General features: G+C 38.3%; 20 protein-coding genes. 12 read left to right on the top strand and 8 right to left on the bottom strand.

Annotated elements, in window-relative coordinates; genetic code table 11:
* Window positions 1-5 precede the first annotated feature (5 nt).
* A complete protein-coding gene (locus tag DHD80_RS17080; RefSeq protein WP_251742677.1) occupies window positions 6-980 on the top strand; it encodes an L-histidine N(alpha)-methyltransferase in 975 nt (324 codons plus the stop codon).
* Between the two features lie 10 nt (window positions 981-990).
* Window positions 991-1,272 (top strand): DUF427 domain-containing protein, encoded by a 282-nt coding sequence (locus DHD80_RS17075; RefSeq protein ID WP_251742676.1) that lies wholly within the window; start codon window positions 991-993, stop codon window positions 1,270-1,272.
* Window positions 1,273-1,298: 26 nt separating this feature from the next.
* On the opposite strand, the gene DHD80_RS17070 is transcribed toward DHD80_RS17075, so the two are convergent.
* Both DHD80_RS17070 and DHD80_RS17065 read right to left on the bottom strand, forming a co-directional pair.
* Entirely contained in the window at window positions 1,299-1,589 is a 291-nt protein-coding gene (locus tag DHD80_RS17070) for an isoamylase early set domain-containing protein (protein WP_251742675.1), read from the bottom strand.
* Window positions 1,590-1,781: 192 nt separating this feature from the next.
* The gene (locus tag DHD80_RS17065; RefSeq protein WP_251742674.1) at window positions 1,782-2,858 is read right to left on the bottom strand and encodes an aminotransferase class V-fold PLP-dependent enzyme; all 1,077 of its coding nucleotides are present in this window, start codon (window positions 2,856-2,858) and stop codon (window positions 1,782-1,784) included.
* Between the two features lie 62 nt (window positions 2,859-2,920).
* Here DHD80_RS17065 and DHD80_RS17060 point away from each other — a divergent pair, with 62 nt between their 5' ends.
* The 5 genes from DHD80_RS17060 (at window position 2,921) to fabD (ending at window position 6,397) form a co-directional block, all read left to right on the top strand.
* On the top strand, window positions 2,921-3,385 hold the full coding sequence (locus tag DHD80_RS17060) for a 2TM domain-containing protein (protein WP_251742673.1): 465 nt from the start codon (window positions 2,921-2,923) through the stop codon (window positions 3,383-3,385).
* Between the two features lies 1 nt (window position 3,386).
* Window positions 3,387-3,869: a dihydrofolate reductase gene (locus DHD80_RS17055; protein WP_251742672.1), complete on the top strand. Its 483-nt coding sequence runs from the start codon at window positions 3,387-3,389 to the stop codon at window positions 3,867-3,869.
* Complete coding sequence (locus DHD80_RS17050) at window positions 3,856-4,713, top strand: fructosamine kinase family protein (RefSeq protein ID WP_251742671.1); 858 nt, start codon at window positions 3,856-3,858, stop codon at window positions 4,711-4,713. Before DHD80_RS17055 ends, DHD80_RS17050 begins: the two co-directional genes overlap by 14 nt.
* Window positions 4,714-4,808: 95 nt before the next feature.
* Window positions 4,809-5,309 carry a pyridoxamine 5'-phosphate oxidase family protein gene (locus DHD80_RS17045; RefSeq protein WP_251742670.1) on the top strand — a complete coding sequence of 167 codons (501 nt, stop codon included), beginning with the start codon at window positions 4,809-4,811 and terminating at the stop codon, window positions 5,307-5,309.
* Window positions 5,310-5,515: 206 nt separating this feature from the next.
* Window positions 5,516-6,397 carry an ACP S-malonyltransferase gene (gene fabD, locus DHD80_RS17040; protein ID WP_251742669.1) on the top strand — a complete coding sequence of 294 codons (882 nt, stop codon included), beginning with the start codon at window positions 5,516-5,518 and terminating at the stop codon, window positions 6,395-6,397.
* Window positions 6,398-6,452: 55 nt separating this feature from the next.
* Here the strand turns inward: fabD and DHD80_RS17035 are convergent, their stop codons facing one another.
* On the bottom strand, window positions 6,453-7,736 hold the full coding sequence (locus tag DHD80_RS17035) for an amidohydrolase family protein (RefSeq protein WP_251742668.1): 1,284 nt from the start codon (window positions 7,734-7,736) through the stop codon (window positions 6,453-6,455).
* On the bottom strand, window positions 7,737-8,870 hold the full coding sequence (locus DHD80_RS17030; RefSeq protein WP_251742667.1) for a DegT/DnrJ/EryC1/StrS family aminotransferase: 1,134 nt from the start codon (window positions 8,868-8,870) through the stop codon (window positions 7,737-7,739).
* 98 nt (window positions 8,871-8,968) lie between these two features.
* Here DHD80_RS17030 and DHD80_RS17025 point away from each other — a divergent pair, with 98 nt between their 5' ends.
* From DHD80_RS17025 to DHD80_RS17010, 4 genes are all read left to right on the top strand, one after another.
* On the top strand, window positions 8,969-10,201 hold the full coding sequence (locus tag DHD80_RS17025; protein WP_251742666.1) for a glycosyltransferase N-terminal domain-containing protein: 1,233 nt from the start codon (window positions 8,969-8,971) through the stop codon (window positions 10,199-10,201).
* A 94-nt stretch (window positions 10,202-10,295) separates the two neighbouring features.
* On the top strand, window positions 10,296-10,532 hold the full coding sequence (locus DHD80_RS17020; protein WP_251742665.1) for a hypothetical protein: 237 nt from the start codon (window positions 10,296-10,298) through the stop codon (window positions 10,530-10,532).
* 121 nt (window positions 10,533-10,653) lie between these two features.
* Complete coding sequence (locus DHD80_RS17015; protein WP_251742664.1) at window positions 10,654-10,959, top strand: hypothetical protein; 306 nt, start codon at window positions 10,654-10,656, stop codon at window positions 10,957-10,959.
* A gap of 19 nt (window positions 10,960-10,978) precedes the next feature.
* A complete protein-coding gene (locus tag DHD80_RS17010; protein WP_251742663.1) occupies window positions 10,979-11,119 on the top strand; it encodes a hypothetical protein in 141 nt (46 codons plus the stop codon).
* A 52-nt stretch (window positions 11,120-11,171) separates the two neighbouring features.
* Here the strand turns inward: DHD80_RS17010 and DHD80_RS17005 are convergent, their stop codons facing one another.
* The 4 genes from DHD80_RS17005 to DHD80_RS16990 form a co-directional block, all read right to left on the bottom strand.
* A complete protein-coding gene (locus DHD80_RS17005) occupies window positions 11,172-11,939 on the bottom strand; it encodes a LexA family transcriptional regulator (RefSeq protein WP_251742662.1) in 768 nt (255 codons plus the stop codon).
* Window positions 11,940-12,004: 65 nt separating this feature from the next.
* The gene (locus DHD80_RS17000; RefSeq protein WP_251742661.1) at window positions 12,005-13,969 is read right to left on the bottom strand and encodes a heavy metal translocating P-type ATPase; all 1,965 of its coding nucleotides are present in this window, start codon (window positions 13,967-13,969) and stop codon (window positions 12,005-12,007) included.
* Between the two features lie 57 nt (window positions 13,970-14,026).
* Window positions 14,027-14,440, bottom strand: a complete 414-nt coding sequence (locus tag DHD80_RS16995) for a transcriptional repressor (RefSeq protein WP_251742660.1) — start codon at window positions 14,438-14,440, stop codon at window positions 14,027-14,029.
* A gap of 114 nt (window positions 14,441-14,554) precedes the next feature.
* Window positions 14,555-16,993 (bottom strand): zinc-dependent metalloprotease, encoded by a 2,439-nt coding sequence (locus tag DHD80_RS16990; protein WP_251742659.1) that lies wholly within the window; start codon window positions 16,991-16,993, stop codon window positions 14,555-14,557.
* Between the two features lie 169 nt (window positions 16,994-17,162).
* Here DHD80_RS16990 and DHD80_RS16985 point away from each other — a divergent pair, with 169 nt between their 5' ends.
* Window positions 17,163-20,402, top strand: a complete 3,240-nt coding sequence (locus DHD80_RS16985; protein WP_251742658.1) for a VCBS repeat-containing protein — start codon at window positions 17,163-17,165, stop codon at window positions 20,400-20,402.
* The last annotated feature ends 195 nt before the right edge of the window (window positions 20,403-20,597 follow it).

Genomic DNA, 20,597 nt, shown 5'->3' with positions numbered 1-20,597 from the left:
AATGAATGAAAAATACAACTGAAACAACTTTTGAATCAGCTTTTGCTGAAGATACTTTTAAAGGACTAAATGCTTTTCCGAAGTTTTTATATTCCAGATATATTTACGATAAAAAGGGTGATGAACTTTTTCAGCAGATCATGGAAATGCCGGAGTATTATTTGACCCGCAGTGAATTTAATATCTTAAAGGAAAATTCTGAAGCAATTTCAGAAGCATTTAGTTCATCTGATGGTTTTGACCTTATAGAATTAGGCGCAGGTGACGGGAAAAAAACGAAAATCCTTCTGAAACAATTACTAAAAGACAAAGCAAAATTTGCTTATTTACCCATAGATATCAGTCATAATGTTTTAGAGGGGCTTGAAGAATCCCTTACCAAAGAAATCCCTGCAGTTGAAGTTAAAGTCCAGCAGGGAACCTATTTCGCCACGCTGGAAAAGTTAACCGAATACAAGTCCAGAAAGAAAGTAATCGTGGTACTGGGAAGCAATATTGGGAACCTTCATCATGAAGAAGCGATTGAATTTCTTGAAAATATTGGCCACGCCATGAGTGAGGAAGATATGTTGTTCATGGGGTTTGACCAGAAAAAAAATCCTGAGAAAATTTTAAACGCATACAACGATCCTTCAGGAATCACCGAAGCTTTCAACAAAAATCTTTTAAACCGGATCAATACCGAATTAGACGGAGAGTTTGACCTCGATGCTTTTATGCATTGGGAAACTTATAATCCTGAAACAGGAACGGCTAAAAGTTTTTTAGTGAGCAAGAAGGCCCAAAAAGTAAATATTAACAAGCTGGGTCTTCAGGTGAATTTTGATGCCTGGGAAAGCATTCATACGGAAATTTCACAAAAATATGATGATGCGATCGTTTCCTGGCTGGCAGATGAAGCAGGTCTGGAAATTACCGATCAATTTACCGACGAGGAAAATACTTTTAAAAATTATATATTTAAGAGGAAGACAAATTAAAATTGAGTTTATGAAGGCGATCTGGAACGGAAAAATTATAGCTGAAAGTGACACCACGAAAATTGTGGAAAATAACCACTATTTCCCCATGAACGATATAAATAAAAAGTACTTTCAGGAAAGTGGGCACGAAACCCGATGTCCCTGGAAGGGCGTAGCTTCTTATTACAATGTAAAGGTTGGTGATAAATTGAATGAAAACGCAGCCTGGTATTATCCACAGGCAAGTCATGCAGCCAAACCTATTGAAAATTATGTAGCTTTTTGGAAAGGCATAAAAGTCACCGAATAAACGAATCCGGTGACCTGTTTTAAATATTAAACAACCACAACGCTGTTCTCTGAAGCTGCAAAATCATTCCACAGATATTTGTCTGCGGCCGGATCATTTTGCCACTCCCCGTCTACTTTATATTTAAACTGATATTCTTTTTCCACAGGTAAATTTACCTGACCTTTAAAAATACCATTCTTTTGCTTTTTAAGTTTCATAAAATCCCATTCATTAAATTCTCCTGAAACTTCTACCTCTGAAGCTTCTTTTGCAGGAAAACTAAACGTAACCTTACATTCTGGTTTTGACTTTAAATATTGTTTTGTAATTGGCATAATTTCTATTTTTAAATTCTAAAAACTACCCCAAATAAAATCAATAATCAATTATAAACCAATAAAAATGAGCTACTTAAATACACTTTTCCGAATCTGGAATTTTTTTGGTTAATTAATAAGAAAAATGAAAATACGAAAACGATTTTCAGCGAATAATTTACAAATCTTTCAGGGTAAAACATTACAAAATCAAATCCCTAATACTGAAAATAACCTGTTTAAGTCCTTTTCAGAATTAAAATAATGCATACTTACGCGCAAACCATTCCCTCTTTGGGAAACAATAATATCATTTTCGCGCAATTTTTTAAATAGTTTCTCATCTCCCTTAATATTAAAAATTGAAGAAAAATCTTCACGTTCTCCCATCCACTTTTCAATAATTTCAGCTTTCATAAATCTTTTTCGGGCCAAGTTTTTTAAATGCCCAATTTGTTGCTGAATAGATGAAATTCCAATTTTTTCTATAAGTTCGATGGCGATTTTCAAGCTTCCATAATTTAGCGTATCCTGATGTCCCGGCTCAAATTTGCCAATAAAGTTGCCTTCATGAGTCTTATATTTCCCCTGTAAAGAGCCAAAGCCTAAATGTTTTGGCGAAATTTTTTTCTGTATTTCATGATTAAAGAGCATAAATCCATTTCCATATCCCGCATTCATCCATTTGTATGCGCTGCTAATGAGAACATCGATTCTGGATTCGTCAAAGTTGAAATCTTCCGTGCCACAAAATTGGGTGCCATCAGCGATTAAACTTACTTCAGGAAAATCTGCTTTTAATTTCTTTAGAAAATCAAAGCCAAGTTTTATGCCGTGTATGTAATTAACTATGCTGAAGCAGAAATAATCGGGTTTTTCAGCCTGAAGTTTTTCAATAATATTTGCCTCCAGCGTTTCATTGATTTCAGCAAAAACAGTTTCAAAATTACGGGAATTAACGGGCCAGTTTATGGAAGGATATTCATCTTTAAGCAAAAGAAACTTTGAATCTGCCGGGACACTTTCCAAAAAACTATTAAAACCATAAGAAAAATTGGGCACCAACGCTACCCGGTTTGGTTCGCAATGAAAAAAGCGGCCTACGGCTTCCCTAACTTTGGCCAGTAATTCTCCCTGCTTTTCTTTTAAAATACTTCCCTGGATGAGGAAATCCATATCATGTCCCTGGCGAAATTCCCAAACTTTTTCCGGCAGCAAACCGGAAGCTGCCGTGTTCAAATAGATGTATTGTTCCAGTACAGGAAAGCCTTTTCTTAAATTATCCATAAGCTTTAGGGAGTTCTTTTATTAAACTGTAAATTTGATTTTACACTAATGTAATTCTTATTATGTTTTCTAAAAAGAAAAATCCTGCCTCAGTAGATTACGAACAACGGGAACTTTATGAGAACGCCCGCAAAAGGGCAGCCCAGAAAAAGAGACTATTTCAGCATTTTGTTATTTTCCTGATTGGTGCCGTTTTTCTTATAGTTTTAAATGTGGTCATCGGTTATCAGGAAGATTTCAAACCTTTAGGCTATAACTGGTTCGTTTGGGCGGTCCTTCTCTGGACGCTGCTTTTTCTAATCCATTTTTTCAATACACTTATTGTAAACAGTTTGATGGGAAAAGACTGGGAAGCGAAACAGGTAGCTAAACTCGTAAAAAAACAAAAAGAAAGAATAGCCGAGTTAAAAATGCAGGTAGAAAAAGACTATCCTTTACCGCGCCGGGAAACGGCCAGAAGAAATGAGGAACTACCCTCTTCCGGGAATATCAAGCCTGAAAATCCAGATTATCCTATAAACAGTTAGTATGCTTACGATGATTGCAGCTGCGGCTGAAAATAATGCCCTAGGAAAGGACAATGAACTTGTTTGGCATCTGCCAGATGATTTCAAAAGGTTTAAAAGGCTTACCTCAGGACATTATATTATCATGGGTAGAAAAACTTTTGAGTCTTTTCCGAAACTTTTACCCAATAGGAAGCATGTAGTAATTACCCGAAAAAAAGAGTATACAGCTGAAGGTGCGATTATTGTGCATTCTATGGAGGAAGCAATTCGGGTTTCAAAACTGGATACACAGCCATTTATCATTGGTGGCGGTGAAATCTATAAAATGGGAATAAGTGAAGCTGATCGTATCGAATTAACCCGCGTACACGGTACTTTTGAAGCCGATGCTTATTTTCCCGAGATCGATGAAACCAGGTGGGAATTAAAAGATGAACAATTTCACCCCTGCGATGAAAAACACAAATACGCTTTCACGTATTTAACCTATGAGCGGAAGTAAGCAAAATACCCTTTCCCTTATTGCTGAAGAAAATAATTTAGAGCTGAAGCATTATAAAACTCTAAGTGGTGGCGACATTAATGCGGTGTATCTTATTGAAACAACTTCGGAAAAATTTGTGGTAAAACTGAATGATCGCAAAAAATTTCCGGGAATGTTCCAGGCTGAAAAAACCGGATTGGAAGCTCTAAGAAAGCCTGAAATTTTCAACATTCCGCAACCAATTTCCTGTGGGGAAATAGGGACTGAAAGTTATTTACTTCTGGAATATATTCCTACCGGAAAGCCTTCCGGGAATTTCTGGAAAGATTTTGGAAGGAAACTCGCAGAACTTCATAAAAATACGCGGGAATATTTCGGTTTTGATAGTGACAATTATATTGGCAGCCTTCCGCAGTACAATGATAAAAAAGATTCCGCAGCCGATTTCTATATTGAAATGCGCCTGGAGCCACAAATAAAAATGGCCCAGGATCGAGGCTATCATTTGCCAATTTCTTCAGCTTTCTATAAAAACTGTAGAAATGAAATTCCGCAGGAAAAATCATCACTCATACATGGAGATCTTTGGAATGGCAATTATCTGGTTTCTGAAAAAGGACAGGCTTGTTTGATCGATCCCGCTACGGCATTTGCTCCAAGGGAAATGGATCTTGGAATGATGAAATTATTCGGCGGCTTTACTGAAGGACTTTTTAGTGAATATGAAAATTATTTTCCGCTCCAGCCCGGTTGGAAAGATCGCCTGGATTTTTGGCAATTATATTATCTTCTGGTGCACTTTAATCTTTTTGGTGAGGGCTACAAAAGGCAGGTGATTCAAATACTTCAAAAATATTCCTGATTTTACAATTCTTAACAGGAATGTTCTCATTTTTAATAAATCCTTGGCTCAATTCCTTTAGCTTCTAAAGTATCTTCATGTCAAACTAAAAAACTATGAGTACGAAGAATTTATATGATAAAGAAGCAAGGGAAAAAATCACTGAACTGGCAAAAGATATCGACTTTTGCATGTTGGTCACCAATTTAGATGCGACGCCTTTACATGCAATTCCCATGTCTACAAAACAGGTAGATGATCATGGAGCCATCTGGTTTTTAAGTAAAGACACCAGTGAACACAATCAAAACATCGAAAAAGATAAGAGAGTGCAATTGCTTTATAGCGACACCTCCGATATGGAATTTTTAAGCGTTTATGGAGAAGCATATATCGAGACAAATCGGGAGGTGATTAAAGAATTATATTCCAAGGTTGATGATGCATGGTTCGATGGAGAAAATGACCCAACAATTACAGCGATTAAAGTAATTCCAAGTGAATCGTATTATTGGGACAATAAATACAATAAAATGGTGACTATTTTCAAAATGGGGGTTGCCGCGGTTAGTGGTAAGAAACAGGATGTTGGAGTTCAGGGAAAATTAGATACCTAGAAAACCCCACCCAGAATTGCAAAATGCAATTCTGACCTCCCCGGAGGGGAGGTAAATCTAAACCTTACAGCAGTCTGGCGGAAAGTGAAAATATTAGTGAGTTATTTAAATTAAAGACTGTATTTGTCGGAAAAGACCTCGTAACAGCTTATTTTGTTATGAGGTCTTTTTTTTTATCCCTAATTTAGCCCTCATAAACACTTTTTATGAAGGCATATGTTTTTCCCGGCCAGGGAGCCCAGTTTTCCGGGATGGGATTAGATCTCTACGAAAAATCTTCTGAAGCCCAGGAACTTTTTAAACAGGCGAATAAAATTTTAGGCTTTTCAATTACCGACATCATGTTTGAAGGTTCTGTGGAAGACCTTAAACAAACAAAAGTTACCCAACCGGCTATTTTTTTACATTCAGTAATTTTAAGTAAAGTTTTGGGGGACAATTTTAAACCAGATATGGTTGCCGGTCATTCCCTGGGAGAATTTTCAGCATTGGTAGCCAATAAAACCCTGAGTTTTTCCGAAGGTTTAACTTTAGTATCCAAAAGGGCGATAGCCATGCAGCATGCCTGCGAGCTGGAACCTTCGACCATGGCAGCAGTGCTTGGCCTGGAAGATGAAATGGTTGAATCTGTCTGCGCAGCTATAGATGGGATTGTAGTTGCGGCAAATTATAACTGCCCGGGACAACTGGTAATTTCAGGATCTGTAGATGCTATTGAAAAGGCCTGTGAAAATTTGAAAGAACGTGGAGCAAGAAGGGCAATGGTTTTGCCCGTAGGAGGCGCATTTCATTCTCCTTTAATGGAACCGGCAAGAAAAGAACTGGCCGAAGCTATTGAAAATACCACCTTTAATACTCCAATGTGTCCCATTTATCAAAATGTTAGTACCACAGCGATCACAAATCCTGATGAAATTAAAAAGAATTTGATATTTCAATTAACCGCACCCGTAAAATGGACACAATCCGTGCAAAATATGATAAAAGATGGAGCTTCCACTTTTATTGAAGTTGGCCCGGGAAAAGTATTGCAGGGTCTTGTTAAAAAAATAGATCGAAGTATGGAAACAGCTTCAGCAGAATTATAAAGCATACGATAACTCAACTAAAAAGCCGGATTAAAATCCGGCTTTTTAGTTTCCATTATTTGCTTTTATAAATCATTCCATCTTTCATGACAAAGCTAACAGCTTTAAGTGGGGAAATATCTTCGGATGGATCTCCGGGTACTGCGATGATATCTGCTAAAAACCCTTCTCTGATTTGCCCAATTTGATCCTGCATCCCTAAGATTTCAGCATTGGTGGTTGTCGCCGATTGTATTGCTGCCATAGCCGGCATTCCTGCTTCCACCATATACACAAATTCTCTTGCATTCTCGCCATGATGAAAAACTCCGGCATCTGTACCAAAAGCAATCCCAACTCCTCTTTTATAAGCTTTTGCAAAAGTTCCCTGAATTTGAGGTCCTATTGCCTTTGCTTTTGGAACCACAATCTCAGGAAAATAATTTTCGATCTCGGCCAATTCAGTCACCTCTTTACCAGCAGTAATGGTTGGAACCAGATAGGCATTCTTTTCTTTCATCAGGTCCATCGTCGCTTCGCTCATTAAAGTCCCGTGTTCAATAGTCTTAACTCCAGCCCTAACCGCTCTTTGCATACCTTCATCGCCGTGAGCGTGGGCAGCCACATGAAATCCATAATCCTTAGCCACATCTACGATCGCTTTAATTTCTTCTTCAGTAAACTGGGGATTGGTTCCGCTTTTAGCCACACTTAAAACGCCTCCGGTAGCGGTTATTTTAATAAGATCGGCTCCATTTTTATAACGTTGCCGCACCGCTTTTTTAGCGTCAGCAACATTATTTACCACACCTTCTTTTGGTCCCGGGTCGCCCATTAATTCCCTGCTTCTTCCGTTTGTAGGATCGGCATGACCGCCGGTAGTGGCCAAAGATTTACCTGCCGTAAAAATTCGCGGGCCCTCAACCCTGCCTTTATTGATGGCATTTCTCAGGGAAATATTCACTCCGGACCCTCCCAGATCACGTACAGTTGTAAAACCGGCCATCAGGGTTTTTTTAGCAAATCCCAAAGATTTAAAAGCTACATCAGCTTCATTTTCTATGAATTCATTCATATATTCCGTAGCGCTGGTCTCACTTTCCAAATGCACGTGCATATCGATAAGTCCGGGCAAAACCGTACTATTTTTTAAATCGATAATTGAGTCATTTTCCGAAGCAGGCCTGGTAAATCCTTTTTCAACCGACTTTATTTTATTTCCTGAAATAATAATGGTGGAATTTCCTAAAATTTTTCCAGATTTGGTATCTACCATCTTCCCCGCATGGAGATAGAGATCCTGGGCAGTCATGAAATTGATATTCAGAAGAACGAGAACTAATACAGTGATGTTTTTCATCTAGTTATTTTTTAAGAAGCTGATAATAGTAGAAGTTATATACTCGATCTGATCGTCTTCAAGCTCGGTATGCATTGGTAGCGAAAGCACCTCCTTAACCAATTTGTTGGTCACAGTAAAGTCTTTTTCGAGATAACGATCGTCTACATAAGCCTTTTGTAAATGCAGAGGGATTGGATAATAAACTCCAAAAGGAATCTGCTCTTGTTGTAAATGTTTGGCCAGGGCGTCCCTTTTTCCATCTTTAATCTTTAAGGTGTATTGATGAAAAACATGCGTGTCATAATCTCCTCCCCGATAGGGAATTTCAATGCCTTCAATACCTCTAAAAGCTTCATCATATTTTAAAGCCGATTTTTTCCTGGCCTCATTATACATATCCAGTCTGGGTAACTTCGCCCTTAAGACTGCTGCCTGAAAACTATCCAATCTTGAATTCACACCCACAACATCGTGATGATAGCGTTCATACATCCCATGATTCACAATTCCTCTTATGGTATGTGCAAGTTCATCGTCATTAGTAAATAGAGCTCCCCCATCCCCATATGCCCCTAAATTCTTGGACGGGAAAAATGAGGTTGCGCCTACATGCCCTATTGCTCCAGCCTTTAAAGTTCTATGTTCAGAGTGATAATTTGCTCCGATAGCCTGCGCATTATCTTCGATCACATATAAATTATGTTCTTGGGCAATTGCCATAATCGCATCCATATTGGCAACCTGCCCAAATAAATGCACGGGTACTATGGCTTTGGTTTTTGGGGTAATTGCCTGTTTGATTGCTTCAGTATCGATATTAAAAGTCCTGGGATCTACATCAACCAGAACCGGAGTTAGTTGCAGCAAAGCAATAACCTCCACGGTCGCCGCAAAGGTGAAATCGGCAGTGATTACCTCATCACCTAGCTTTAAGCCAAGTCCCATCATGGCGATTTGTAAAGCATCGGTTCCATTGGCACAGGGAATCACATGTTTTACCCCAAGATATTCTTCCAGTTCCTTTTGAAATTGCTGTACTTCAGTCCCGTTGATAAAGGCTGTAGTTTCAAAAATTTCGTTAAAAGAATTATTAATTTGATCTTTGATTCCTTCATATTGACCTTTTAGATCAACCATTTGGATCTTTTTCATTTACAGTGTTTTTCAGGTTTACGAAAATACGAAATATCAACCCTACTAACAATCCATTTATTCGGAAAGGGCTATTTTAGCACACTTAAGCCATAATTGTGCGGAATTTATATAACGTATTAATCAACTTAAGCGGATTGGTCTTAAAATCGGCAGGTTTCTTCAGCAAAAAATTGCATGAATTTACCAGCGGAAGGGAAAAGCTTTTTGAAAATTTGACTGCGGAAGTAAAAAAAGACCAGTGCTATATCTGGATCCACGCGGCATCTTTGGGTGAGTTTGAAATGGCGGTCCCGGTCATGAAAATGCTGAAAAAAAATTATCCGGAACATTCAATTTTGGTAAGTTTCTTCTCGCCGTCGGGATTTAAAAACAAGAAGCAACATGAACTGGTAGATATCTTTACCTATTTACCGCTCGATACCAAAAAAAACGCCCAAGCTTTTCTTGATATTATCAAGCCTGAAATGGCCTTTTTTATCAAATATGATCTCTGGCCAAATTTTTTATTGGAATTAAAAAGAACCAATTGCCGAACATTTTTGGTTTCAGGAGTATTCAGAAAAGATCAGTTTTATTTTAAAAATCTAGGGACATGGTTTAAAAAGAGCTTGAAAAGCTTTGAACATTTTTTTGTTCAGGATGAGAGTTCAGCAACAATATTGCTGGAAAATGGATTTAAAAATATTTCTGTAGTTGGGGACACACGATTTGACAGGGTTGCTGCTCAGTTAGAAATTGACAATAAATTAGGTTTTATTGAAGATTTCAAAGAAAACGAAATACTCACTGTGTTTGGAAGTACCTGGCCGGAAGATGAAGCATTGTTTGTGGAAACGATCAACCGCTCTAAAGAAGGAAAATTTATTATAGCGCCTCACCAAATCAAACCGGAAAAAATCAAAAGTCTTACCGATAGCATAAAAATTCCGGTGCTTACTTTTTCACAAATGGAAAATATGGAACTTTCAGATTTTAGGGTGCTTATATTGGATACCATCGGCTTATTAAATAAAGCATATAGTTATGCAGATATTGCCTATGTAGGCGGTGCTGCCGGGAAAACGGGACTGCATAATATTCTGGAGCCGGCAACTTTTGAAATTCCGATTATCATTGGTGAAAATTTCAATAAATTTCCTGAAGCACAAAAACTTCAGCGACTTGCAGGGCTGTATCCCGTCAAAAATAAAGAGGAGTTTGCAGAGATTTTTAATAAATTATTTTCAGATAAAAACTTCAGAAATCAAACCGGAAGTATTTGCGGGCACTTTATAAATTCAAATACCGGAGCGACCAGAATTATAGAAAATTACCTTCAAAAAAATTAGGATAAATCCAACAAAAATCTTAAAACTATACTAAAAAATAGGCTACTAATGGTTTTATGTGCCTATTTTTGGCCTATAACTTAAACAAAAACATATGAGACGTTTTAGTATTGTTGCAGGAAGCTTATTGTTAAGCGCTACTGCTTTTACCTCCTGCCGGGAGACTGAAAAACCTCAGGAAAAAGAAGTGATTGTGAGGGAAGTTGAAGTGGAGAAAGAGCCTGAAGTAGAAGAAAGAAAAGGAATTCTGGAAAGAACCGCCCAGGAAGTAGATAAAGAAGTAAATAAAGAAATCGATAAAAAGATCGATGAGATTGGTGATGATAATTAAACGGTAGCTACCTGATTTCCTAGGCTTTGCCCATCCAATTTTATGAAAAATTTAGCAGATGATTAGGCAATTGCGCTGTTTAGCTATATACATTTGTTTAGATTAACCAAATAATTTCAATATGAAAAATCCACTTTTAATATTCGGTTTACTGTTAAGTATGAGTATTTTCTTTACTTCATGTAGGGAAACTGCCGACAATGATACAGATGATATGGAAATGTCCGATGATATGGAAATGTCTGATGACGCGGAAGATGCGATGGATGATGTGAATGACGATAACAACGGTGTAGCAAATGATGTTAAAGAAGCCGGGCGCGATACCAAAGACGCTGTAAAAAATGCCGCTAACGACGTTGGAGACGCTGTGGGTAATGCCGCAAAAGACGTTAAAGATGAAGTTGACGGGAACGATGATTATTAATCAATAAAACCAACTAATTATGAAAAGAATTGTATTTGTAATAGCGCTTTTGCTTACCAGCAACTTCGTGCTTACCTCATGTCGTGAGGAATCTAAAATTGAGCAGGCTGCTGATGATGTGGGAGATGCCGCTGAAGATGTAGCTGATGATTTGGACTAGGTTCCAAGAAATTTAATAAAACTGAAGCCTTATTCTTTCGAATAGGGCTTTTTTATTTCTTGAATGATTTTAATTCCCTTTTCAACTCGTTCATAGAATGCTGAAGCTCCTGGAAAAGTCCATTATTGGTAGGATTATCCAGGTTGAAAGTCAATTTGGAATTTACCTGCCATAATTCCTGAATCTCATGGACATTTATTTCCAAAGGCAGGTATTCTTCGTTGAGAGAAATGAGTAAAACTTTGGAAGGATCTGGTAATTTCTGAAGTTTTTTGACCAGTACAGAATCATACATGACCACCACATATACTTTATTATTGCTTGCCTCATCAATACTTGCAACTGCTTTTCCCATGACCCATTCTCCCGGGCGGTAATTTGGCAACATACTATCCCCTTCAATTTGAAACCCGCGATACGTGGCATTTCTAAATTCAGGTAAAGGAATATCAAAAGCCGGTAATTGGTTATACCATTCCACATCCTGAACATTATGGGGATATCCCGCCGCGGCCTTTTGGTTTACGAGCACCATATTTTCATTATCAGCCGTATCTATAGTAACTACTTTAGGACTCACATCCCCTTTGCTTAATTTCAAATATTTCTGACCACTGTCTCCAAAGATCCACAGAGGATTAATGCCAAATTGCCTTAATAGTTCCGCCACAACTTTTCCAGAAAGCTTGGTGCGCCCACGCTCAATATCTGCCGTAGAATTTTTTACACCAAGTAAATCGGCAAATTCAGATTGGGTAAAATTATTTTCTTCGCGTATTTCTTTAAAATGCTTGATATCAATTGAACCGGGTGTACCCATAATAAATTTATTTGGAATAATTCCAAATTTAAAATTTTATTTGGATATATTCCTTTATTCGGGAATTAATTTTTATAATTATAGCCTAAGAGCCTTAAGGCATTCATCACCACAATTAAAGTTGATCCCTCGTGGAAGGCAACAGCAATCCCAATATTTGCCCAGCCAAAAATAGTTGCCGGTAATAATAAGCCAACAACTCCCAGACTGATCCATAAATTTTGTTTGATGATATTTTTTGCCTTTCTACTTAGCCCAATAGCAAAAGGAAGAATTTCCAATTTATCTGCCATCAAAGCAACATCTGCGGTTTCTAAAGCCACGTCACTTCCAGCAGCGCCCATGGCTATTCCTACAGTACTGTTGGCCATAGCAGGTGCATCATTTACCCCGTCCCCCACCATCGCAATTTTCGACTCTGCTACTTTAAGTTCTTTGATTTTCTCAACTTTTTCTTCCGGAAGAAGACTTCCATAGGCGTTAGTTATACCAATTTCAGTAGCAACTGCATTGGCCACTTGCTGATTATCCCCCGTAAGCATGATCATTTTCCTGATTCCTACCTTTTTTAAGTTGGACAATGTTTCTTTAGCCGCAAGTCGTGGAGTATCCATTAAACCAATGATCCCCTGGAAAGCATTGTTATAAGATACCAACATGACCGTTTTCCCTTCTTTTTCCAGATTGATCACCTGTTCTTTTATTTTTTCAGGAACACCCGCATCCTCATGTAATTCCAGGTTTCCAATGCTAATAGTATCATTATCGATACTTCCCTGAATACCTTTTCCCTGTACCGCTTCAGAATTTGTTATTTCTGGAAGCTGAGCGCCTTCCAGTTTTTCATTCCCATCGCGCACGATCGCCTTTGCCAATGGATGATTACTGGTATGTTCAAGGGCAATAACGCGAGATAAAAATTCCGACTGTGAGGATGCTTCTAACAAGATCACATCAGTAAGTTTAGGTTTTCCCTCGGTGAGTGTCCCGGTTTTATCGAAAGCGATCGCCCTTAAAGTCCCCAGGTCTTCCAAAGGTTTTCCCCCTTTAATGAGAACACCTTTTTTGGCAGCTCTCGCTATCCCGCTTAAAACTGCTGAAGGTGTTGAAATGGCCAAAGCGCAGGGACTAGCTGCCACCAGTGCCGCCATAGAACGATAAAAACTATCAGACCAGTTTTCGTCTACAACCAAGAATGCAAAATTTAAAAGTATGACTAGTAAGATCACTGCCGGCACATAATACCTTTCAAATTTATCAGTAAGTAACTGGGTAGGGGATTTTTTCTCCTGAGCTTCCTGAACCATCGCGATCAATCGGTTCAGGGTGGAGTCAGCAGATTTCTTTAGAACTTTAATTTCAATAGCATTGTCACCATTGATTGTTCCTGCGAATACCCTACTTTTTTCAGGAACTTCTTTTTCAGAATCATATTCGGTTTCTGTATTTTCTATGGGAATTTTATCTACAGGAATACTCTCCCCGGTAATAGGTGCCTGGTTGATACTTGATCTCCCTTTGATGAGAACACCATCAGCAGCAATAGAGGAATTTGGCCTAACCCGAATAATATCATGTACCTGTAATTCTTCAATAGGCGTTTCTACAAAATCCCCATTTACTTTTTTAAAGGCAGTTTTGGGTGACATTCCGGTTAATGCTTCAATAGATTTTCTTGCTTTTCCCATAGCCAGATGTTCTAAGGAATGCCCCAAACTGAATAAGAAGAGGAGCAATGCCCCTTCAGCCCATTTTCCCAGGAAAGCAGCACCAACTGCCGCGAAAAGCATTAAAAAATCAATTTCGAACCTGCCTTTGAATATTTCCTGAATGGCCTCTTTAGTCGTATAAAACCCGCCGAAGAAATAAGCAATTAGATATAGGATTAAAATCACCGTAAATTGGAGACCGGTAAATTCATTCAGTAGAAATCCGGTTATAAGAAAGACCCCGCTTAAAATGGCAAATATAAGTTCTGTTTTTTCACCAAATAGGCCATGATCCTGGTCATGATTATGATTTTGACACATCTATGCTAAGTTTTTATGCAAAACTAAGACTTTAGTGATGCAACTCTATTGCATATATCAAGTGCAATTATCACAAATTCCTTTTAGCAGAAGGTTCATATCTTCGGCAACAAAACCTTCCGGCAGGCTAATGTGGGGTATTTTTTGATCGGTTAGACAAACGGTGGCATTGCACACATTACAATGAAAATGCAGGTGGAGATCTTTGGCAGAAAACTTATCCTGAAAATTTAGATCCAGGGCGTACTTCGCGATTCCGGAACCATCATTGATCTGGTGCACCACCCGATTTTTTTCAAAAGTTTTAAGGGTTCTGTAAAGGGTAGTCCTTTCAGAATGGTCAAAATCATTTTCCAGATCGGCTAAAGTAACGGCGGCTTTGCGATTTTTCAGATAATCAAAAACCATTAACCGCATTGCGGTAGGCCGAACATTTCTTAGTTTCAGAACATTTTCCGCTTCAGTTTTCATCTTTTGGAAAGGTAGAGAAATGTTTAAAAATAATCCAGAAATAAAAATTTCAAATTAAAAAAACCCTTTCAAATTTGCTGAAAGGGTTTTTAATAAATGTAAGGTTCAATTCAATTAACTCTCCGTTTCCAAAGCCATATCGATCCTGGCCATAAGATCATCCCAGTGGTAACGCGTTAATGCATGAGATGAGGCATTTTTTCTCCTGGCAATTTCTGAACGTAGGTTCTTTAATTCCCCACGCATTAAAGCCATAATATCCGACTTTAATATTTCGTCGTCCTTACTGGTTTTTAATTGATTTACATAAGCTGAAGCAATATCGATATAAGATCGCTGCACATTTCTACGGTAGGCATCGGTTTGCCTTCCCGCAAACAATTCACCAAAAAGGCCACGGCGTAAATCCCGCATTAATTCTACCGCGGTATATGCCTTATTTCCCTGATTTTCTTCGTTTGAAACCAAACGCATCAATCGGTCTTTTTCCATTAATTCCTGCAATACTCGTGTTTGCATTTGTTGTACTCTGGCAATAGCTCCGGAAGATTCTATCCGGTTTAAAATGTCCTTATTCAGCAACCATTCTGGAGTGGAAAATGCTTCCTGATTTAAAAATTTCACCGCGTTTTTCTGAATAGTTGAAGGAACGGGTTCATAGATCGCCCCTGCCTGATCTGAAGTTTTTCGGGTTTCATAAACACCACCAACATTGGTAATAACATGGCCCACATAACCTCTCCACATATAGTTCAATTCACGATAAACTTCTTCCAGATCTTCATAATCTTCTCCATCTTTAGTAGTCCATTCAGCTAAATTTGGCACCACTTTTTTCAAATTTTCCAAACCGTAAGTACTCGCTTTTACATTGTCATCGCCCAAACTTTCACGTTGGGAATTGGGATCTACGCCATCATATCCACCTCCGAATTCATACCAGCGATTTCCTGCTTTTTCCAGGATCCATTTATTTAAGGTGTTTTTTTCAGCTTCTGGAGAATTTGCTTCGGGAAGATAGCGATAGCCCCAGTTGATCGCATATAGATCATAAGGCCCCATCATCCTGATATAGCGGACATCCTCGTCTTCCGGTTGCGCGACATAATTCACCCGGGCATAATCCATGATCGAAGGGGTTAGTCCATATTTTCTAGTGAATTCAGCAGATCTTAACGAATCGACGGGATATGCGGAACTGGCTTTCATATTATGCGGAAGTCCCAAAGCATGGCCAACTTCATGCGCGATCACCATGCGCATCATTTCCCCAATTTCCTCTTCCGGCGTATCTAAACTTCTCGCATCCGGATTTTGCGCCCCCGCCTCGATCATAAACCGGTTGCGATAAGATCTTAAGTGATTATGATACCAGATAATATCACTTTCTATGATCTCCCCTGTTCTGGGATCTGAAACCGAAGGCCCCACAGCATTTCTAGTGGTACTGGCCACATAGCGAACTACAGAATAACGCACATCTTCCGGGCTAAATTCAGGATCTTCTTCCTTCGTGGGCGGATCTTTGGCAATAATGGCGTTTTTAAAGCCGGCTTCTTCAAAAGCCACATTCCAGTCTTCAATCCCTTTTTTGAAATAAGGTCGCCATTTTATAGGAGTGGCAGGATCGAGATAATAAACAATAGGTTTTACCGGTTCCACCAGTTCACCCCTTTTATAGGCTTCAATATCTTTGGGAACCAGTTGCCATCTTCTGATAATTTCATAATCATCAGACTTTAATTTATCGGAATCATAATCATATTTATCGATGGTGAACCAGCCCACACGATAATCGGCTAAGCGTGGCTGCATTTTCTCTTCGGGAAGCAGGATCATCGATTGGTTCATTTGCATGGTAATGGTTCCTGCCTGGCCTCTTTCCGGTGGCTCTTCGGCCTCATAGGTCATCACATGTTTGATTTCTATATTTTTGGGATAAGCATGAGCAGATTCAATATAAGACCTCGACTGGTCAAGCTTTTTTACCTTATATTCTTTCCTAAGTCGGGATGAAATACCATTTATTGCCTGAATTTCTTCCTCAAACATCGAATTTACTTCGATCACCACACTGGAAGAATCTGCACTGTAGGTTTCAATTTTTGAACTGTAGAGAATAGGATAAAAATTATTCGCGCGAACCGACTGATATATGGGAGATTCCTCCTCACTTTGATTTTCGAAGCTCATCACCTTCACATCAATATTTCCATTTCGCTTCGTCCAGCGCACTACCTGCTCGTTCACTTTAGAACCGGCATTCACATAACCACCACCAAACCCCGAAGGAACACCGGCAATCCTGCTTACCCATAACATGTCTTTATCCAAAATATCCATGGGTATTTCAAAATAAAGTTTATCCCCAACCATATGGGTTTTAAAAAGACCTTCATCGGTCTTTGCGTTTGAAGTAATGACTTCTTTATAACTTTTTAAATCACTTTTTTCCTTTTTTGGCTTTTCTGAATTTCCTGCAATGGGCATGGACGTTTTACAACCCAAAAAACTGAGAAATAATAGCGCCACACAAGCTATTTTTTTGATCATAAAATTATTTTTTCTCAAGATAATCAAATTCAGTTGAAATGAAGAAAACAGGAATACTGAGATTAAAGTGCGGGTAAATTTCTTAAAAAACTGCTGATCGATTTTTGTTAATTCTTTCCTAATAGAAAGAGTCAATTATTTATCTTTGAGTTCCCTGCAAATTTTTAATATGACATACGCCAAGTATTTCTTTATACTATCAATTCTTTTTCTTACCAGTTGTAAAAAGGATCAAAAGGATTCAGAAGTTGAAAAAACCTACCTTTTTAACAGTATTGCTTCTGAAACTTCAGGAGTGAAATTTGTGAATAAGCTTACTGAAGATCCCGAACATAGCATCATTAATTATATTTATTTCTACAATGGAGGGGGCGTTGCCGCGGGTGATATTAATAATGATGGCCTGGCTGACCTTTATTTTGTCTCCAATATGGGCGAGAATAAATTGTTCCTGAACAAAGGCGATTTCAAATTCGAAGACATTAGTAAAAAAGCGAATATTGCAGGAAATTCCAGCTGGAATACCGGTGTAACTATGGTCGACATTAATAACGACGGGAATCTGGATATTTATGTATCGGCAGTTTCCGGGTTGCTTGATTTTACAGGACATAATGAACTTTTTATCAACAACGGCAATCTCACATTTACGGAAAGTTCCGCGGAATATGGCCTTGATTTTAAAGGATACAGTACGCAGGCCTATTTTTTTGATTATGATAAAGACATGGACCTGGACGTTTATATCGTAAACCACGCAGTGCATACCACTTTATCATATGGAATGGCAAATGTTCGATCTGAACGAGTGCCGTTAACCGGAGATGTTCTCCTTCAGAATAATAATGGAAAATTTAGCGATGTTAGTGAAAAAGCCAATATTTATGGCGGTGTAAATGGTTACGGCTTGAGCGCTTCTTTAGCCGATTTTAATAATGACGGCTGGGATGATATTTATGTGTGCAACGATTTTCATGAAGAGGATTATTATTACCTCAACAATCAGGATGGCACCTTTACGGAAGATCTGGGTTCCAGTTTTTCAACGATCAGCCGGTTTTCCATGGGTAGCGACGCAGCCGATATTAACGGGGACGGTTACCAGGATTTGATCACGCTGGATATGCTTCCGAAGGATGAAAGGGTGATCAAAGAAAGTGAAGGCGACGATATGATGCTGAATATGCAAAAAAAACTGAGGGACCTTGGATATAAAGATCAATATGCCCGCAATATGCTGCAAATTAACGAGGGCGGAAACTACTTCTATGAGTCCGCAATCTTTAATGAAATTGAAGCAACCGACTGGAGTTGGGGACCTCTGGTGGCAGATTATAATAATGATGGTTTTCAGGACCTTTTTATTGCGAATGGAATCTTACGCCGGCCAAATAATCTTGATTTTAAGAAATATGTTTCCAATGCTTTTAAGAATAGAAGCGAAAGCGAAGGAGTCGCCTGGCTTTATAAATCCCGGGAACAAATGCCCAAAGGCGATGTGACCAACGAGATTTTTGAAGGGAATAATGAGAAATTCCGGAACCGAACCGGAGACTGGATCGAGGATAAGGCCGGTTTTTCCAACGGCTCGGCTTATGTAGACCTGGATAATGACGGTGATCTTGATTTGGTAGTTAATAATCTGGAAAGTGAAGCGGGGATATATCAAAATACCACGAATAAAGGGAACTGGCTGGAATTGAGCTTTGATTATCAGGAAAATAACAAAGAGGGAATTGGTACAAAGGCTACCATCTTTTCTGCGGATAAAAGGCAATTTAAGCAACTCTTCAGATCTCGGGGTTTCCTTTCTTCCGTAGATAACCGGCTGCATTTTGCATCTAAAGAAAAGATTGATTCTATTGAAATTATCTGGCCAGACAATACATTTCAAATCATTAAAAATCCTGAAGCCAATCAGCAATTAAAGGTTTCTTATTCCGACGCTTTGAAAACTTACGAGTATAAAAAAAGAAAAGAGGAGAATCTATTTAAGAAAAAAGACCTCATCACATTTGAACATTCAGAAGATGGATATAATGACTTTTTTAATGAAAAATTGATCCCTTATAAAGTTTCTACGATGGGACCAGCCGTGGCGATTGGAGATGTAGATAACAATGGGTTTGACGATTTGTTTATTGGCAATGCCTCAGGAAAGCAGGCAAAATTATTTATGAACACAGGCACCCGTTTAAATGAAAAGGCAATTTCAGTAATTATCGCCGATTCCTCTTTTGAAGACAATGCAGCGGAATTCTTTGATGCCGATAATGACGGGGATTTGGATCTTTATGTGGGAAGTGGCATCAACACAAATCGTGATCAACAATTTGAATTAGATCGCCTTTACATCAATGAGAATGGAAATTTTATTAGATCTAAAGATCAGATTCCTGATAATTATTTAATCACCGCTACAGTGAAAGCTGCAGATTATGACCAGGACGGGGATCTTGATCTTTTTATTGGCAATAAAGCTGAAGCCGGAAATTTCGGTAAGTCTGTACCTTCTTATCTTCTGAAAAATAATGGGAAAGGGCAATTTTCTAAAATCGCTATAAATCTTAACTCGCATGTAACTTCCGCAAAATGGAATGATTTAAATGAGGATACATACCCTGAATTACTGGTTACTACAGAATGGGACACTCCGAAGATCTATTCCAATAATAAAGGTTCCCTGGAATTGCAAAATTCAATTCCTAACCTGAAAGGATTATGGCAGGCTGTGGATTTATATGATATCGACGGTGATGGCGATAAAGATATACTTTTAGGTAACTGGGGTTTAAATACGCGATATAATTTTAAAAAAGGAAATCATTTAAGGATGTACCATTCCGATTTTAATGATGACGATATTTTCGAAACAATTATAGCTTATGAGCTAAATGGCAAATTTTATCCAATTCATTCAAAAGATGAACTGGCCTCACAAATGAATTACATTAGTAAAGTTTTTAACACGCATGAGGAATATGCGCTAAAAACGATCAACCAGATCTCTTCGGAAAAAGCAATAAAATCCAGCATTATTTATGAACTGAATGAACTTGCTTCGGGATATTTGGAAAATAACGGGGGAAAATTCACCAAATTCAAAGCCTTTCCGGCAGCATTTCAACTGGCACCTCTCACTTCATTTCAACAAATCCAACTGGCCGGAGAAACACAACTTTTAATAAGTGGAAATAGCTTTCACGTGAATACCTATCATGGGGGTTATTCTTCTTTAAAAGGTTTACTCGTTCAGGATCTAAACAATTTCAAACTGGTATCAGATTTCGGCATTGAACCTTTTAATGAGCAAATTAAAGCCACACCAAATCTTAAAATGAAAAATGGAAATATTTTGTTTGTGCTTCCGAACAATGGAGAGGTGATGAGTTATTTATTTAAAAATTGATTTTAACTCTGAAAATAATTTTTACCACTACCCTCTTCAAAAGTACTCCTGGAATTTTATGTTCTTTTGAAAATAGTAGTGAGAAAACACCAATACGTGCGCTTTAAGTATTCGATAATTCTGCTTAAAGAGAAAAGAACTAATAGCTTTCTCTTTAAACATGCATGCATTCCAGATAACAGAATCAAAAGATTT

This window comes from Gramella sp. AN32, assembly GCF_023718305.1.
GTDB classification, from domain to species: domain Bacteria; phylum Bacteroidota; class Bacteroidia; order Flavobacteriales; family Flavobacteriaceae; genus Christiangramia; species Christiangramia antarctica.
The sequence above is the reverse complement of the archived record's forward strand: the minus strand, read 5'-3'. Positions and strand labels throughout refer to the sequence as shown.